The organism is Paenibacillus phytohabitans, assembly GCF_013141775.1.
Classification (GTDB): Bacteria; Bacillota; Bacilli; order Paenibacillales; family Paenibacillaceae; genus Paenibacillus_AQ; species Paenibacillus_AQ phytohabitans.
The window spans coordinates 1-17,487 of sequence record NZ_WHOB01000048.1 but is presented as its reverse complement, the minus strand read 5'-3'; the positions used below and the strand labels follow the sequence as shown (position 1 = coordinate 17,487).

Annotated in this window: 16 protein-coding genes; 2 read left to right on the top strand and 14 right to left on the bottom strand. The window is 51.1% G+C overall.

Annotation, left to right across the window (positions count from 1 at the left end):
* Positions 1 to 54: 54 nt before the first annotated feature.
* From GC101_RS16515 to GC101_RS16490, 6 genes are all read right to left on the bottom strand, one after another.
* Positions 55 to 1,062: an alpha/beta hydrolase family protein gene (locus GC101_RS16515; protein ID WP_171718125.1), complete on the bottom strand. Its 1,008-nt coding sequence runs from the start codon at positions 1,060 to 1,062 to the stop codon at positions 55 to 57.
* The gene (locus tag GC101_RS16510) at positions 1,040 to 1,525 is read right to left on the bottom strand and encodes a GNAT family N-acetyltransferase (RefSeq protein WP_171718124.1); all 486 of its coding nucleotides are present in this window, start codon (positions 1,523 to 1,525) and stop codon (positions 1,040 to 1,042) included. The genes GC101_RS16515 and GC101_RS16510 overlap by 23 nt, the downstream gene beginning before the upstream one ends.
* A gap of 194 nt (positions 1,526 to 1,719) precedes the next feature.
* A complete protein-coding gene (locus tag GC101_RS16505; RefSeq protein WP_171718123.1) occupies positions 1,720 to 2,517 on the bottom strand; it encodes a MerR family transcriptional regulator in 798 nt (265 codons plus the stop codon).
* A 177-nt stretch (positions 2,518 to 2,694) separates the two neighbouring features.
* On the bottom strand, positions 2,695 to 4,281 hold the full coding sequence (locus GC101_RS16500; protein WP_171718122.1) for a glycoside hydrolase family 43 protein: 1,587 nt from the start codon (positions 4,279 to 4,281) through the stop codon (positions 2,695 to 2,697).
* Positions 4,278 to 6,245: a YjhG/YagF family D-xylonate dehydratase gene (locus GC101_RS16495; protein ID WP_171718195.1), complete on the bottom strand. Its 1,968-nt coding sequence runs from the start codon at positions 6,243 to 6,245 to the stop codon at positions 4,278 to 4,280. Before GC101_RS16495 ends, GC101_RS16500 begins: the two co-directional genes overlap by 4 nt.
* Before the next feature lie 65 nt (positions 6,246 to 6,310).
* Positions 6,311 to 7,069 carry an IclR family transcriptional regulator gene (locus GC101_RS16490; RefSeq protein WP_171718121.1) on the bottom strand — a complete coding sequence of 253 codons (759 nt, stop codon included), beginning with the start codon at positions 7,067 to 7,069 and terminating at the stop codon, positions 6,311 to 6,313.
* Positions 7,070 to 7,164: 95 nt separating this feature from the next.
* On the opposite strand from GC101_RS16490, the gene GC101_RS16485 reads away from it, so the two are divergent.
* Together GC101_RS16485 and GC101_RS16480 are read left to right on the top strand one after the other, a co-directional pair.
* Entirely contained in the window at positions 7,165 to 8,100 is a 936-nt protein-coding gene (locus GC101_RS16485) for a dihydrodipicolinate synthase family protein (protein WP_246354369.1), read from the top strand.
* 194 nt (positions 8,101 to 8,294) lie between these two features.
* The gene (locus GC101_RS16480) at positions 8,295 to 9,323 is read left to right on the top strand and encodes a CdaR family transcriptional regulator (RefSeq protein WP_171718120.1); all 1,029 of its coding nucleotides are present in this window, start codon (positions 8,295 to 8,297) and stop codon (positions 9,321 to 9,323) included.
* A gap of 622 nt (positions 9,324 to 9,945) precedes the next feature.
* Here GC101_RS16480 and GC101_RS16475 read toward each other — a convergent pair.
* From GC101_RS16475 to GC101_RS16440, 8 genes are all read right to left on the bottom strand, one after another.
* Positions 9,946 to 11,088, bottom strand: coding sequence for a glycerate kinase family protein (locus GC101_RS16475; RefSeq protein ID WP_171718119.1), 1,143 nt, complete (start codon positions 11,086 to 11,088; stop codon positions 9,946 to 9,948).
* A gap of 27 nt (positions 11,089 to 11,115) precedes the next feature.
* Complete coding sequence (locus tag GC101_RS16470) at positions 11,116 to 12,417, bottom strand: GntP family permease (RefSeq protein WP_171718118.1); 1,302 nt, start codon at positions 12,415 to 12,417, stop codon at positions 11,116 to 11,118.
* 187 nt (positions 12,418 to 12,604) lie between these two features.
* Positions 12,605 to 14,083: an MDR family MFS transporter gene (locus GC101_RS16465; protein WP_171718117.1), complete on the bottom strand. Its 1,479-nt coding sequence runs from the start codon at positions 14,081 to 14,083 to the stop codon at positions 12,605 to 12,607.
* A gap of 124 nt (positions 14,084 to 14,207) precedes the next feature.
* Complete coding sequence (locus GC101_RS16460) at positions 14,208 to 14,636, bottom strand: MarR family winged helix-turn-helix transcriptional regulator (RefSeq protein ID WP_042138877.1); 429 nt, start codon at positions 14,634 to 14,636, stop codon at positions 14,208 to 14,210.
* A gap of 105 nt (positions 14,637 to 14,741) precedes the next feature.
* Positions 14,742 to 15,209 carry a DUF6985 domain-containing protein gene (locus tag GC101_RS16455; RefSeq protein ID WP_171718116.1) on the bottom strand — a complete coding sequence of 156 codons (468 nt, stop codon included), beginning with the start codon at positions 15,207 to 15,209 and terminating at the stop codon, positions 14,742 to 14,744.
* A 115-nt stretch (positions 15,210 to 15,324) separates the two neighbouring features.
* Entirely contained in the window at positions 15,325 to 15,954 is a 630-nt protein-coding gene (locus GC101_RS16450; protein ID WP_171718115.1) for a hypothetical protein, read from the bottom strand.
* Positions 15,955 to 16,063: 109 nt separating this feature from the next.
* Entirely contained in the window at positions 16,064 to 16,531 is a 468-nt protein-coding gene (locus GC101_RS16445) for a hypothetical protein (protein WP_171718114.1), read from the bottom strand.
* Positions 16,532 to 16,536: 5 nt separating this feature from the next.
* Positions 16,537 to 17,487 (bottom strand): CdiA C-terminal domain-containing protein (locus GC101_RS16440; protein WP_484549362.1); only part of this gene is annotated, 951 nt, incomplete at its 5' end.

Sequence of the window (17,487 nt, the reverse complement as noted above, 5' to 3'; positions counted from 1 at the left end):
AGCATGCTCCCGGTCTGTTTATTCGTCCACAGCCTCGAATCTCGCTCAAACATTTCAACCCTGTTTACTCAGAAACAGTTCAATCTGCTCCATATAACCATCAACCGTAATCTTCCGCGGGGTAAAGAGACTGATCATCAATGCACGCAGTGCAGAATCAGCCGTTTGGACCCGTAGCATAGAGTGCTCGGTGTCCGGGAACAGCTTAACCGTGAGCAGTGAGGCAGGGCTGATGTTCTCACGGTACACGGACTCCGTTTGTTCCACATCTACATTCAAGTCCTCTTCGCCAAGCAGCAGAAGTACCGGGGATTTGAAGTTCTGCAGATCATTTGCAGCATCGGCTTGAAAGTTCCGGCGGACAAAAGACCAGCGTTCTGCGGACATTTTCTCCTTCGGATGAGTCAATTGAGTATATTCTTCGTAATCGGCCCCACGTAGCAGAAGCCCGTTCACTTGCTGCTCATAGGTGATCTGGCGCTTAATTCCCTCGTCGGTATAACCGTCCTTCTTCATTTGCTGCCGGGTGTTATACGCTCCCTGCTGCAGCCAATTGATGGCAGGAGAGACCAGAATGCTGAAGGCGAGCGTTTCTTGTGCCGCAAGTATCGGAATCACCCAACCCGCTTGGCTAGCTCCCCATACACCAATCCGCCCGCTATCCACGAACGTCTGTGTTCTGGCCCAGGCCAGGGCCTGACTTGCTTCCTCCACCCGGTCTCCGATACTCTGCTCAAGCCAGTTGCCGGCGGAGCCGTTGATCCCTCTTTTGTTAAGCGACAGAGAGGCATAACCCAGGGAGGCGAGCCGTTCCCAGAGCGGTTTGTATCCGTCATTATGGGAAGCATCTACCGGTCCGTCGCCATGGATGAATAATATTAAACCCAATCCGCCTGCGGCGTTCTTGGGGAGCGTCAGTGTCCCCGTTAATTTGCCCTGCGGGGTGGGAATCTCAATGGACTGCTCTAACATTTCAAAAGTATTCTGACGCACAATATAAAAACCCGCACCAAGCAGTATACCTAACACGATGATTAAGCTAATTGCGATTTTCTTGTTCATATGAACCTCCATATTGCCTGCAGATCATATACTCCCACTTCACTTCACCGGACAGAAACTTGCTTAACAGGCTATACTCTTCCGCTTGGGTGCTGAATCCGAGCCGTTCATACAAACGCTTGGCAGCCCTGTTGTGTTCGGAGACATGCAGGCTCAAACCTAATAACAACGGATGCTTCTCCATAAATTGATGTGCCCAGCGAACCAGCAGCCGGCCTACACCTGTCCCCTGATGTTCAGGATGAACCGCAAGATCTGCGATATAACATTCTCCCGGCAATGGGTCATAGTTCAAGCCATAGAGCGTGGCCAGCAGCAGCAGTGTATTTCTTGTGCCAATCCCTGAAATTTGCTTCCATACAGAAAGCTTGGCGGATTCAGCCGCCTTTCCGGTGATACTTACAGAGTTCTTGTGCCACTTCAGGCTAAGGGTACCGACCACGGTCTCCCCTTGCAGCGCCACCACCCGCTTCGTGTACGGACCTTCCGCCGTATAGCCCAGCAGCTGCTCGAAAAACCAAGCAAGCCCATCCGGCTCAATCTTGGTTCGCGCAGTAAACTAGCCCTGGAATCCATGGACAATGATCCGGCTGACCTCGCGGTTATACCCAGGCTGCATGTCTGCAATCGTAACCGTTGTAGCAATCGAAGTGTTCGTCACCTTGCATCAGCACCTCCTGTAGCGTCCCCAGATTCAATGCAGAGCAAAATTTCGTAATGTAGCTTGTCTCTGCTGAATAAGGAGAGGTAGGATTTCTCGATGAGAACAAGGGGACCCGGAAGTTCACCATATTCTTGCTCAGCATAGCGGCTGAATTGTCCGATCTCTTCCTTAAGCACGGATTCATCTGTTACCTGTAGCCGGCAAGAGAGATATTCTCCCGCCGGCAAGACCCGCCCTACTTCTCCGCCGGGCTCTACAGCCGTATACAATGACACAGTATTCGTACGGTCGTAAATATAATGAATATCCGTTTCGGACAAGGCGTTCACTCGTACAGACTGCTCCGCCAGTGTTCTCGCATCAAGAGTTGCTGCCGAATCCATTTCAAACCACTTCTGCAGCGGCATTGCTTCCCGCATCTTCACCTGGCAGCTCTGTTTCTCCATTTGGAAATCGCCCTGCTCCTGCAGAACCTTCAGAATGAACTGCTCCAGCAGCTGCAGCCGGGCAATCTCTCCACCGATCTCTACCAGCGAGCGGTGCAGCTTCTCTTCCATTACCTGTTGTCCGGATTCCGCCATACATTCCTTGACCGCCTGCACAGGCATACCCAGCTTGCGCAGCAGTATAATTTGCGAGAGCTGATAGATCTGGTCTATGCCATACTTGCGATACTGGTTCGTATCCGTATAGGAAGGGAGAAGCACCCCTTTTTCCTCGAAATAACGGATCTGATGAACCGACACCTGCATAAGCTCGGCCAACTCGCCAATTGTAATTTCCGCCCCCACCAGTCATCCTCCTCACTTCCCTGCTTATGGCTTCAATGATATACCTTAGGCCAGACCTAAGGTCAATGGCTTTATCTGAAACGTAAAAAGACGGCACAAAAAGAGTGATGCACTTGATGTACACCCCTCTGCTTGTGACGCCTGACATTCTCTTGTTCAACCCGCATAAAAAACGCTTTACACCTCAAACTCCCGGTACTCAAAATAATCAAAATCCGCCGCACGCAGCGTTCCGCTCAAATCCTGCACACACATTCCGATAAATGTGCCGGTAAACCGGATATAGGCCGGGAAATCATCGGACAGATGATAGATTTCCAGTGCCCCGCCGATCTTCTCCCAGTCAGACTCGCCGGCCCGGTAGTAGAATTGGGCGAATTCCCGGTCGATCACTACCTTTAATGCTACGCTTGCTCCCGGCGGCAGCGGGACATCCGCAGTCAGGTTATCCTCATAGACCCCGTCCCGGGAGCGGATGATGCCCACGCATTTCCCGAGGGTCTCATCATGAGTGATCCGCAAGTAGAGGTAATCCTTCGTATCATAATAGACAATTAATCCGGCCATCTGCTGGAAGTGCTGCGGCTCGAATTCAATGGCGGTTTCGGCGCTGCAGCTGAAGGCCTGCTGGCGCAGGGCAACCAGACTCTGGCGGTGCATGGAGCTCATGGATTCTCTGCCCCGGAGGCGCAAATATCCGGGGCGCTCCTGTAGCGAGAGCCACGCTTCCTCAGCAGGCACACGCAGGGTGCTCCAGCGGACATCCAGCTGCGGGACATCGAAATCATCACGGGGAGCCGGAGCGGAGAATGGATGCTCCGGAATGTCCGGACCCGGCACAGTAAGCGCCGGGGCGTTTCCGCCTCCGGCCAGGGCAAGCCAGCCGTCCTCCGTGAATACGCAGCGCTGAATCGCTGTCTCCCGGCCGAGATTGCAGTAATGGTCTTTCACGGGACGGCCGCACAGATGCACCATATACCATTCGTCTGTATGCGTGTGTACAAGACTGGCATGTCCCGCCTTCTGCAGCTCCAGTTCACGGTTTCCGGCAGAGGTCAGCAGCGGATGATTCGGAGCTGTCTCATACGGACCTTCAATCTGCTTCGACCGGGCCACCGTCACCGCATGATTATACTGTGTACCGCCCTCAGCTGTGATGAGATAATACCAGCCGTCCTTCCGGTACAGATGCGGCCCTTCCGTAAGCTTCAGCTCGGTTCCCTTGTAGATGGGAATGACCGGACCGGTCAGCCGCTGCTCAGTTGCGGAATATTCCTGCAGCACAATCCCGGCGAAGCTGTTATTGCCGGTCCGGTGATCCCACAGCATATTAACCAGCCATTTGCGCCCGTCATCGTCATGGAACAGCGAAGGGTCGAAGCCGCTGCTGTTCAGGTATACAGGTTCAGACCAGGGACCTTCGATATTCCCGGCAGTCACCAGATAGTTAGGCGTATCCTTGAAGGCACCCTGTCTGCTTTTGACATCGGTATAGATCAGATAAAAGAGTCCATCATCATAAGTCAGGCAAGGTGCCCACACGCCTCCGGAATCCGGATCACCTTCCATATTCAGCTGCGACTTGCGGGTTAGTGCATACGTAAGCGGCCGCCAGTTCACGAGATCGCGGGAATGATGAATCCGTACGCCGGGAAACCACTCGAAGGTGGAGGTGGCAATATAATAGTCTTCTCCCGCCCGGCAGATGGACGGGTCCGGATGAAACCCGCGTAGAATCGGATTGTGAATCAGTGTTGTGCTCATCTTGTCTCCCCCAGTGCTTGCCGTCCTGCTTCCAGTAAGGCAATAATTCTATCCGTATCGTAGACACAGCCCTGCCAGGTCCCTCCGCTTGCCGCCTGCAGTGCGGCCCATAGCCGGGTATCATCCGGCAGGCCCGGATCAACGGCAAGGCCCGGATGCGGAGTCCTTGCGTTCAGAAGCTCCGTTCCCGCTTCCTTCGACAGCGGCTGTCCGCCTTCTCCGCTTTCCCCGACCAGATTCACGCTCCCTTCCAGCTTCACGGTATCGATCAGCACTTCTACCCAGTCATTATCCCGTAATTTGCCCAGAGGACCGCCGGCCAGCGCTTCCGGTCCCATATGACCAATACAGGCTCCCGTGGATACCCCCGAGAACCGGGCATCCGTGATCAGCGTGACATATTTGCCGTAAGGCAGATGCTTGAGCGCGGATGTCAGCTGGTAGGTCTCTTCCATCCCTGTTCCGCTGGGCCCCCGGCCGATGATGGCCAGAATATCCCCGGCCTGCACCTTACCGTTCTTGATGCTACGGATCGCATCCTTCTCGGCAGTGAACACCTTCACTCTCCCCGTATGCCTGTAGACTCCTTCGCTGTCCAAGACGGAAGGGTCAATCGCTGCCGATTTGATGACTGCACCTTCGGGGCAGAGATTCCCTGTGGGGAACGTCATCGTGGAAGCCATCCCCTGCCGCTTGGCCTCTTCCGGGCTCATGATCACAGAATCCGGGTCAATGCCATCCGCTTCCTGCAGTCTCCGCCGCATGTCCGCCCGTCTCTGCGAGGTCTCCCACCAGTCCAGATTCTCGCCCAGCGTCCGCCCTGTCACGGTCAATACGGATTCGTCAATCAGCCCCAGCCGCCGTAAATGCAGCATGACTTCCGGAACACCTCCTGCCAGGAACACGCGGATCGTCGGATGCGGCACCGGTCCGTTCGGAAGCACACTGACCAGCCGGGGAACCTGGCGGTTCACCTCGTTCCAGTCATCAACGGAAGGAATCTTCAGCCCGGCGGCATGGGCAACGGCCGGCAGATGCAGCAGCAGATTCGTGGAGCCTCCGAACGCGGCATGCAGCACCATCGCGTTCTTAATGGCCCGATCTGTAAGAATATCACTCATCACTATTCCGCTATGCTCCATATGCTGAAGCGCGCGGGCCGACTGGCGGCCGATATTCTTCCAGACCGGCTGCCCCGATGGTGACAGAGCCGAATGAGGCAGCGACATGCCCAGTGCTTCAGCAATCACCTGGGCCGTTGCGGCCGTGCCGAGGAATTGACAGCCGCCTCCTGGAGTAGCGCAGGCCCGGCAGCCCAGATCGGCTGCATCCTCGAGCGAAAGTTCACCATTGCTGAACCGTGCTCCGATGCTCTGCACCTTGCCGGCATCCTCGCCGTTAACCGGCGGCAGTGTAACGCCGCCAGGCACGATAATCCCCGGAAGCTGATGCCGCATTCCGGCCAGTGCCAGCATCATGGCGGGCAGACCTTTATCGCAGGTGGCTACGCCCAGAACTCCTTTGCGGGTAGGCAGGGAACGAATCAGCCGCCGCAGAACCACGGCCGCATCATTCCGGTAAGGAAGAGAATCGAACATGCCCGTGGTCCCCTGGGAGCGCCCGTCACAGGGATCACTGACATAACCGGCAAACGGAATCCCATGATTGGCGGTGAGCTCCTCAGCGATTTCTTCCATCATCACACCGATTTCCCAGTGTCCGGTATGGTATCCGAGCGCAAGCGGACTGCCGTCCTCCCGCAGGATTCCGCCCATCGTGCCGAGAATCAGATATTGCGGCCTGTTCAGTTGCAGCGGATTCCAGCCCATTCCCGCATTCTGGGTCATTCCGAAGATTTCCCCGCTTGGGGCATTTCGCAGCACCTCACTTGTAATCGGAAGCTTGCCTGCAGGCCCTTCCGCAGCGGTATGTACAGGAACAGTATCATCTATGGCTTCCTTCATAATCTCATGCAAAGTCAGCTCCACACTTAACCCTTCTCTCCTTCAGGATGAACTTGCCCCGACCATTAACACAAGGATAGTTTCCTCGCCAGCTCTATCACTTCCCTGACCGCAGCCTCCTGTTTATCGGCAAAAGCATGCTGCAGCATCGTGGTGCTTACAGCGGCAACGGCATTTCCCGCAGCATCCAGAATCGGCGCAGCCACGCAGCTGATGCCCTGAATAATTTCTTCCCGGTCCACTGCGTAACCGGCCTCGCGAATCTCAGCCAATGCAGCCGTGAATTCCGCCCAATCCGTCAACGTGTGAGACGTAACCGCAGTTAAGGTTTTGCCGGAATAACGTCTTATGAGCTCGCCGTCCGGCAGCAGTGCAAGCATCATCTTGCCCATGGCGGTCGCATGCGCCGGGAACCGCATCCCGGGACTGGACTCCAGCCTCACAAGGGAGGGACCTTCCTGCTTGGCCAGATAGATAATCTCATCCCGGTCAAGAACCGATAACTGAAAGGTTTCCCCGATTACCCTGACGCTCTGTGCAGAGCCTGCCAGGAAGCGCTCCACCAGATTCGTATTCTGCTTAAGCGATTCGTTGTAAACCGTATTATAGTAGGAAACCCCAGCCCCCAGCGCGTAAGCCTCCCTGTCATCCTTCACCACCCATTGCAGGGTTTCCATTGTACGCAGCAGCGAGAACATGGAGCTTTTGTTAATGCCCGTTTCATCGCACAGGTCGGTCATCTTATGTTCTCCGGGCTTCCTGGAGATTGCCGTAAGAATCAGATCGGCCCGTTCTAAAGCTGGAACCCAATATTTCCGGTCCAAACCTTCATTCCCCTCTCATAAATCAATTGATTAAGCACTCTTAGTTCACTATAATAATCTTATGTTTATAATAACAAACCTGGAGGCGGAATAAAATGAAAATTTCTAACATGACCATGAGACCGCATCATACAGGCATCATTCCCCCGGTTCCGACGATTCTGGATCAATCCGGAAAATTCGACCCTAGCGGAATGAAGCTGCTAATCGACAGCCTGATCCGGCAAGGGGTTCAGGGACTCTTTTTCCTCGGGACAGCCGGAGAATTCAGCCTGTTCAGCACCGAACAGCGCGAGGAAATCGCTGAGGTATGCGTTAAATACACGAATGGCCGTCTTCCCGTATGGATTGGCACCGGCAGCAATACGACAGCAGAGACCCTCCGCCTTAGCAGGCATGCTGTGGAGCAAGGGGCGACAGGCGTCGTTGTCATTAATCCTTATTATTACAAGCTTAGCGAGGAGGCTTTATTCTCGCATTATGCCTCTATTCTGGAAGCCGTTGATGTGCCGCTGATGCTGTACAACTTCCCGGCGCTGACTGGCCAGGATCTGAGTCCGGCCTTCGTCAGCCGCCTTGCCGCCAAATATACAAATGTAACTGGAATTAAGGAAACTGTAGACCAGCTCAGCCATATCCGGCAGATGATTATGCAGGTGAAGGCGGTTAAACCGGACTTCTCGGTATTTTGCGGTTTCGATGAATATCTGCTGCCTACGCTTGCTGCCGGTGGAGACGGGGCGATTGCCGCCAGTGCCAACTTCGCACCGCAGCTGATGCTCGGGTTACTCAGCAGCTTCCTGAAGAATGATATGGCAGAGGTGCTTGAGTTTCACCGGAGAATCATAGAGATCCCTCCGCTGTATAGTATCGATGATCCTTTCATTCCTTCAATAAAAGAAGCCATTCGTCTGGCTGGTGTGCCGGTGTCCACCTTCTGTCTTGCACCCGCAAATCCCTGGAACGCAGACAAGGAGGTTACTTTGAAAGAGATTTTTAGCCGGGCGGGAATCTCCCAAGTCTCTATCTAGTCCATAGTCCGCATAACCCAAAAACGCGGCTGCGCTACTCTGCCCGGACCGCTTGGCCGCCCCCTTAGATCCGGCACACTGGTTCAGTCTTTATTCTCCGTGCGGAATGCTCTATACTTTTGTTCAGATGCACAATAGAAGAGACTGAGGCTGCCTAGGCAGCCATCCGGGCACGGCGAAGGGGGGAATTCCGGTTGTTTCAGCTATCCGAGAAGCAGGCGCAGGAAATTGTAGACAAAATGATGATGGATATTCCTTATAACATCAACATCATGAATCATCAGGGAATTATTGTCGGCAGCGGAAAGAAAGAACGGGTCGGCACCGTTCACCAGGGGGCAGTCAAGGCCTTGTCCACCGGACAAATGGTCGAGGTGCTGGAGGATGGTCTGTATGAGAAAAAAGGGACCAACGAACCGATTGTCATCGGCAACACCCGCGTTGGTGTGATCGGGATTTCCGGAAGCCCTGAGGAGGTCCGGCCTTTTTGCAACATCGTAAGAACCACGGTATCCCTGCTCATCGAACAGCGGAACACGCTGGAGAATCTCGCGAATGAGGCAAACCGCAAGAAGGCTATGCTGGAAATGCTGCTCGCCCATCAGGGAGCGTACTCCCAGAAATTAAGAAAAGAAGCTGCTGCCTACAATATTGATCTGCTGCTGAAGACTACGGTACTCTATCTCAAGCATTTCAATCCGGAAAAAGATGCTGCCAAGCTCCTGCTGCGTTACCCGTCCTTCCAGCTGGATGAAGATACCTGGCTGCTGCTGATCCAGAACCGTCCCGACTGCAGCCCGCTGATTACAGAGCTGCTGCATAACCAGCCGCTCCTGCTGCTGGCCTCCGGCAGACTGGAAGCGAGCATTGCCGAAGGGTACCGCCAGGCCAAATCGGCCTTGGGTATACTGCTTGCGCTGAAGCCTGCTTCACAAGCCATTACCTTCGAAGAAGCTGAATTTCTGGTGAAGCTCAGCCATGCGAAGCTGTCGGACAAACCCGGCAGGGCGATCAAGCTGGAGGATACCGCCGATCTGCTGGAGACGCTCAGAAGCTTCGTCAACCATAACTGCAGCGTCTCGCAAACGGCCGATCATCTCAACATTCACCGCAATACTCTGCAATACCGCCTGAAGCGGATCGAGAGTATTACCGGCAAAGACCCGAGGAATCTGCTGCAGCTCTTCGAGCTTACGTATGAACTGCTGGCGCTCTATAAGTAGAGCGTCTTCTCGTGTTGTTATGTCCTGGCGAGGGTGCGTGCGGGTGAGGGTGCGGGTGCGTGAGGGTGTGCGCGGGAGGGTGTGCGAGTGCGGGCAGGCGGTCGGGTCCGTCGGCGGGGTGCGGGTGCGTCGGCGGGGTGCGAGAGGGCGGGCGGGTGTGTCGGCGGGGGCTCGGGCGGGGATGCGGGTGCAGGCGGGCGGATTGCGCGGGCGGGGGCGTACCGTGCGTTGAATTACTGCCTCGCGTTTCCAAATGTTGTACATAATACAACTCGGAATCATAATTTCAGGCGGTTTCGTAACGATTGTTGTATGAAATACAACAATCTGTGATTAGACCCGATATCATGGGGAGAATGTTGTATTTCGTGCAGGATTTCACCTCTGCCTAAGATTACTCTCCCCTATACAAAACTAATAGCCCCTGGGAATTATCCCAGGGGCTATTCAATCAGACTCAATTCAACTCAATCCAATTCAACTCAGCTATTCGCCCAGCTTAACTATTCACTCAGCTACACTAATCCCCCAGCTCCACTATTCTCCCAACTCAACTGTTCACCTAGCTACATTATTCACCCAGCTTCACTATTCACCTAGCTACACTAATCCCCCAGCTCCACTATTCGCTAAGCTTCAGCAACCTCGCAATATTCTCACAAGTCCGCTCGACATTGGCCGGGCCTTCAGCCAGCAGCTGCTCCAGGCTGGAAGCACCCGGGACTATGCCGAAGATGGCATCGATGCCTTCTGCATACAGCGTTTCAATTCCTTCGCCGATGTAACCGGCCAGGGCAATCACCTTCTTGCCGTTGGCCTTTGCGGTACGGGCTACGCCATACGGTGTTTTGCCGAATTTGGTCTGGAAATCGATTCCGCCTTCACCGGTAAATACGAAGTCCGCATCCGCCAGCTTCCGCGCAAGACCCGTGTATTCAATCACGATCTCGATCCCCTTCTGGAGTGTGGCCTGTGTAAAGATCATAAGGCCTGCCCCCAGACCGCCGGCCGCACCGGCACCGGGAAGATCCCGCACATCCTTGCCAAGCTGCTGCTTCACCACCGCCGCATAATGAGCGAGATTGGCATCAAGCTGCTGCACCATTTCAGGTGTAGCGCCTTTTTGCGGGCCGAATACCGCTGATGCCCCATGATCGCCGCAGAGCGGATTCGTCACATCACAGGCCACAATCAGCTGAACCTGCTGCAGTCTTGCATCAAGCGAGCTGATGTCGACGCTGCTCAGCCGACCCAGACTGCCGCCGCCGCGCGGCAGCAACTCCCCCGCCTCATCGATGAATCTTGCACCCAGCGCCTCAGCCATGCCTGCGCCGCCGTCATTGGTCGCACTCCCGCCGATGCCGATAATAATTTTGTGGATTCCCTGTTCCAGACATTCCAGAATCAGTTCGCCTGTACCGTAAGTCGTTGTGATCAGCGGATTCCGGTCTGCCTTGTCCACCAGCTGAATGCCGCTGGCAGAAGCCATTTCGATCGCCGCAGTCTCTCCGTCGCCAAGAATTCCGTATTTCGCTGTAACCGGCTGTCCCAGAGGCCCCACGACTTTTTTATAATGAATCTCCCCGCCGGAAGCATCGACAAGAGACTGTACCGTCCCCTCTCCGCCGTCTGCCATGGGAACATGGATATAAGCCGCTTCCGGATAAATCTTCCGCAGTCCGCTCTCCATCGCAAGACAGACTTCCTTCGCAGTCATACTCTCCTTAAAAGAATCCGGTGCCAGTACAAAGGTTTTCTCTCTCATTTCCACACCCCGTATATGATATTGATATTAGAATAAAAATCCGTAAACCAGCGTAGCCACAATCGTCATCGTTCCGCCGACAAGCGCTTCGTAAGGAATCAGCCCCATACGCTGCTTGATCGTCATCTTCATACTGTCAGCAGTAACGTGGAAGTAGGTGCCCTGCGGCAGCGAGTCGATGACCGTCGCTCCGGTATGGACCATAACGGCTGCCGCCAGCGGAGCCGTGCCCATATCCAGAATGGCCTGTCCGAAGGAGCCGGTCGCCACAATAACCCCAGTCGAAGTGGACGCGGTTGCCGCTGCCATCAGAATACCGGAGATCGGCGCCAGGAACGTGCCGGAGATACCGGACAGCTCAATGAGATGAACCACCTGATTCGATAAATCCGAAGCAGATATCAAGCCGGCAATTCCGCCTGCCCCGATCAGGATCAGGACGGTGGCAGTCATTTTACTGAGACCGGAGGAAGTATACTGCAGAACCTTGTTCCCCTGCCCCATCGCCAGCATACCGATAATTCCGGCCAGCGGCAGAATATAAAGCGCATCCACTTTGAGTCTGGCCAGTGCTTCGATCCCGGAGATCGAACCGATTGGATTAATCATCAGCAGGACAATCGCAACCAGAGGAGCGACAATCGCTCGGCTGAGCGGCGGATAAGTAGCTGTATTCGCAGTGTCGGTACCGTTAGCAGCTTCTTCAGTGGTAACCATTATACCTTTTTTCTTCAGCAATGAGGCAAGGATAACGGTTACAATCAATCCACAGACGGCCGGGATCAGACCCGCCAGCATCACATGGCTTAAATCCAGGTCGAAGCCCCGTGCGGCTGCGATGGTATTCGGATTCGGGGAGATAATATTCCCGGCCTTCCCTCCGCCCGACAGTGCCAGCAGCAACGCTACCTTGGAAATCCCCATCTTGTTACCCACCGATAGAGCAATTGGAGCCACAATTAATACCGCTACCGGAATGAAAACCCCCATGGCCGTAATGACCATCGTTGCCAATGCGAGGGCGAGTATCGCCTTGCTTCCGCCGAACTTTCTCACAATAGCCTGGGCTATTGCTTCAGCTGCACCCGATTCCATCATGACACCAGCCAGAACACCGGCGGCCAGCACCCGCAGAACCGTGCCCATTACACTTTGTGTACCGCTTACAAGAACGCTTACCGTCTGTTCCAGATTGGCTCCACCAATAAGAGCACCTACAATGGCTCCCAGGAACAGTGCGTATACCGGATTCAATTTTCTAAGGATCAGAATAATGGCAATTGCCAGTCCTGCCAGTGCTCCGTACCAATCAATGATTAATCCTTCCATTTCGAATATCCCCCTAAGTACTTGTTGAACACGCTCTCATTATAAGGTCTTAGGGCAGCAAAAGAATATTGATGATCGGACGAAATGCATTGTGCAAGTGACCAATAGAAACCCGCTATATTTGTACTCCATTGTTAAAAGAGGACCTCCGGCAAATGCCGGAAATCCCCTTATTAACTCTCGAATATTAGGAAGCCGTCTGTCGTCTTGGCATATCCGGCTGTGGTGCAGCATGGCTGTGAACGATACTCCGTCTCACGAAGAACCCGGCAATCACACCAATCAGCGTGATGACTGCCGCCAGAATGAACGCATTATGCACGCCTGCCGCCAGACTTAGTGCTCCCATATCCGCTGCTGCGGTATCCAAATGAGTACTGATGTAGGTACTTTGGCCGGCAGTCATCACACTTACAATCAGAGCTGTTCCGACTGCACTGGCTAACTGCTGCAGGGTATTCATGATGGCTGTACCGTGCGGATGCAGTTCCCGTGGCAGCTGATTGAGCCCGTTCGTCTGCGCCGGCATCAGGGTAAGCGCCAGACCTACTGTCATGCAGCAGTGCATAAGAATGATCATGTAGACTGGAGTATTTACGTCAACGCTGGTGAACATCCACATGGCAGCGGACAGAATAATCATACCCGGAATAACCAGTACCCGGGGGCCGACTTTATCAAAGCTCCGTCCGATAATAGGGGACAGTATGGCATTGACCAGCCCTGCGGGAAGCATGAGCAGTCCGGCATACAGTGCTGACAATCTCAGTGAGCCCTGCATAAAGATCGGCAGCAAATACGATGTAGCGAAAATCGTCAGGAACCCGATAACAATAAACAACGTACCTGCTGTGAACATCGGATATTTGAACGCCCGCAGATTCATGATCGGCTGCTTCATCGAGAGCTGGCGCAAGATAAACAGTAAGAGTGCTGCAAGTCCGATAACAAGGCAGGCAATAACCTTCGGACTGCCCCAGCCTCCGTCTCCTTCGCCCACAACACTAAGCCCGTATACGATACCTCCAAAGGCGATGGTGGACAGGACAAGCGACAAAATATCAATCTTCGGTTTGGTGATCGTTGCCACATTCTCAATATTAAGCAGCCCGATAATAAAGTCGATCACCAGGAAAGGAACCAGCACCCAGAACATCCAGTGCCAATCCAGCTTGTCGATGATCAGCCCGGACACGGTAGGTCCAAGCGCCGGAGCTACCATCATCACGAGACCTACCATACCCATAGCCGCCCCGCGTTTGGCGGGTGGAATAATAGTCAGGATCGTATTGAAGATGACCGGCATCAAGATTGCGGTACCCGCTGCCTGAACCAAACGCCCGATAAGCAGCATCCCAAAGCCCGGGGCAAGTCCTGCGGCCAAGGTTCCGAGCATAAATAAGCTGATGGCAGTCACGAATAATTTTCTAGTTGTGAACCACTGCAGCAGTAAGGCTGAGACCGGCATAATGATGCTGATGACCAGAATGTAACCTGTGGTGATCCATTGTGCGGTTGAAGCGGAAAGATTCCACTCCGCCATAAGCACCGGCAGGGCCACGTTCATCATGGTCTCACTTAACAGACCGATGAATCCCCCCAGTAATAGCGCTACGAGCACAGGGATTACCTTGTATTTCACCTTGATTTGTGATGCCTCATTCATGTACTAACGTTCTCCTCTCGAATTGCCTATCCATATTATTTATATGTCCGATTATTATATGTTCACTTATTAAATGGAGTCAAGGTTTTTCTTTAACCTTTCTTTTGGCAAATTCATTCCAGATCTATGTCGACAGCATCTTTAATCGGGCAATGAAATCATGCATATCCGGCCCCAGCTTGGAGAAAAACATCTGGTCCGCGCTCATAACTATCCGGCTGGCACGTTCCATTACAGCTACACCGGATTCGGTCAGTGAGATCAGCTTGGCTCTGGTATCCTGCGGATGCGGCACACGGCTGATATACCCTTTTTTCTCCAGTGTTCTCAGCACTTCTGAAGCCATCATCGGATCGATATCAGAATTGTGGGCAATCTGAATCTGCGTCACACCGGACGCGCTTTCCCGCTCATTCAGTGCATGGCAGGACCGCAGCAGCGCAAACTGGACATGTGTCAGATCCACCTCCCGCAGCTCAGCTTTCATTAATTTTTGCCAATTGTTCGTGACTCTCCACATGATATACCCTATGTCTTCCGTATATTGCTCCATTCCCGCGTCTCCCGTCGTTGTTGCTGCATTATATTTGTTCATTATAAGCAGGAGAGGTAGCGCCGTCAAAAAATATAGATGCTCCCCATTCCGATTACTTTGCTGCTAAATAACAACATCCTGATATCCAACATCAATTACAGCTTCATCCAATAAACGAAGTCCCAGGCCATTCTCCTGATCCCATGTACAGTCAAATGTCAGTCCAATATATCTGCCTTCAAATCGTCTTGCAGATGGTACAAAAATTCCAACTAGCATGATACTTTCGAGAAGTTTATCATTTGATTCAATTAAAGGGTACTTTTCATTATATGAAACGTCATACCCAAGTTCAGATCGCTTCGGTTTGTAATAGTCTAAAATTGGTTTCAGAATGCTTTGTTGAAAAGCCCCCCAATTTTCTTTCAAAGTATTATATGAAGCATACTGTTTTTCACTAAATTCGCCATCTTCATCACCATCTACTATCAAAGAAATATTGACTTCCCCTCCGAAAATCTCAATTGTAGTATCCTTGCCCCAAACATAATCAAATTCAAGTTCACTAAAAACTGTATCATTAATTTTCAATCTAAGAAATCTCCTCCGATAACTAAAAATAGATCAACTATGGTAGAATCCGACCATAATTGACCTATTATGCATAACACTTTAGCAAGCATGATACTAGGAAACGATTTGTTATTTATTCAAAATACTTACTTACTATTTCAGTTAACTGGTCATTTCCCAGCTCAATGTTCATTAAATAATAAAGGAAATAGTTTTCTACTTCACTATCATTGAATTGACTCAGGTAACGAAAAGCAAGGATTGCAGTATTATCTTCTCTTAGACCTTCTTCCAATTTTGATTTTATATACCGTATTACTTGATTAACAAATCTGTTGTCCTCGGTCTTAATAAGACCATTAAGAATGAATATTATCTTTTCTTCATCCTCATTTTCAAAAACCTCACGCACTTCATTCTCTTCTAGCTCTTCACTTATTAGCTGTTCCTTGACCGAATTAAATATTGTTATAGCTTTTAACTCGTCATTATAATAGTCCTCCCAAAAACTTAGATAAGCAAATTGTCTGGGTAATAATGCTGAACTATTATTAGGCTTGTTCCATAATATCCAATCAGAATTAACTTTATCAGAAACACTCTCGAATAATGCGCTTGGGTAAGGAACAACTTGATTAGCATCATTTTCTATTCTATAAATTTCCTCACCGTTTTTACTAGTTTCAACAGAATATACTATATACTTATTATTCATTGATAGGTTCTCTTTTTTCTCTGAGCTCTCTTTAAGACTTACCCTCATTTATCTTACTCCCTTTATATTAAAGTCTTCATCCACCGCATCAATATATTGCTGCTGCACGGATGTCTTTGGCAAGGCTGGGGTATCGGGTATATCCCAGCCTCCGTCTTTAATTCGGTAACTCCTGAAAAAAATATGGAAGTCGTAGTAAAGTGATCATCTTATCTGATAGATACTTTTGCTGATATTGATCTAACTTTGAATTTATGATTACAGTAGCATCTTCTTTTCTGAATATTTGATCTGTACCATTTTCTACAAACACCATGTTAGGATTAAAAGCAATCACCATATTACCAAAAATTTCAAACAACACTTCTAATCCTTCAGAAAATAATTTCCCGAATAATTGAATCCCAATCTCCACATTAATTTCCATTCCATATTCTTCTCTTAAAAAATCAATACTATTAATATCTTCTAATTCAATATCAAGTGTGAAGTATTTACAGCTAAGACGAGAAAAATTTTCGTAGTTTGTCACTTTACCTTCAACTGCATCGCAAACTATGTCATAGATTGTTCTTTTAAGTGTTTCTTTATCCAAATTTGAGACCAAGTATAATGTACAATCCATCACTTCTAACCTCCAAATACCCTTGTAATTTGTCCATTCTTCACTAAAATTAATTCTTCTAGTCTTTTTAAATCTCCATCCGGATTTGCTTTTCTTAAGATTGTTTCGATAATTTCGGTAACTTTTTCATTTGGAAAGTTGTCTAAGTTCAAAACAATTCTTCCAGATTGTTTCTTTGTCTTTCCTGCTATTTCTTTAATTATACTTTGTATCTTTCCATCTGGTTTTGGAGCATAACAATCAAATACATTTCCTTCGATTAGAAAGTCCGGATTCGATCCCTCAGCAATGCCATGGCCATTTCCACCATCAATTTCATCTAACATTTCAATGTCATAGGCATTATCAGCCAATACATCGGCTGTTTCATTTTGTTTTTTGATTCCATGGGAGTCGCCTTCACCATACTTCCCTTTAGGTTTGCTACCCTTGAATAAAGAAGGTTCTGTAAGTTTAAGCTTTGAAACTTCACCCGGCCCCTCAATCCTACTCCCGCCACCACCCATTTCATCCATCGCATCAATATATTGCTGCTGCACGGATGTCTTCGGCAACGCTGGGGTATCGGGTATCTCACCTGCCTTGAAGGCCAGCCCTTCCGGCGTCTGTAATACCGGACCCAGATCCGGGAGCTTCTGCTTGATCCCTTTCAGAGCATCTTTCGCTGCTTGACTGACGACGTCTTCCACCCCGCCGATCACTTTACCTACTTTTCCGATTTTGGTGACCTGCAGTCCCGGAACCAGGATGGACGCTACCGATCCCAGCATCGCTGCCTTCTCTTCCGGCGTTCCTTCGTCAAAATTATGATACGCCATCTTGGCCGCTTCCACCAGTACTTCCGGATGCTCCATGATATACAACGCTTGATTCTTCATTTCCGTTGTTGTTTTGACCGGGTGAACCACAAGGTTGAAGGCAAACGTAGCCGTATCCGCCACACCCATGACGACCTC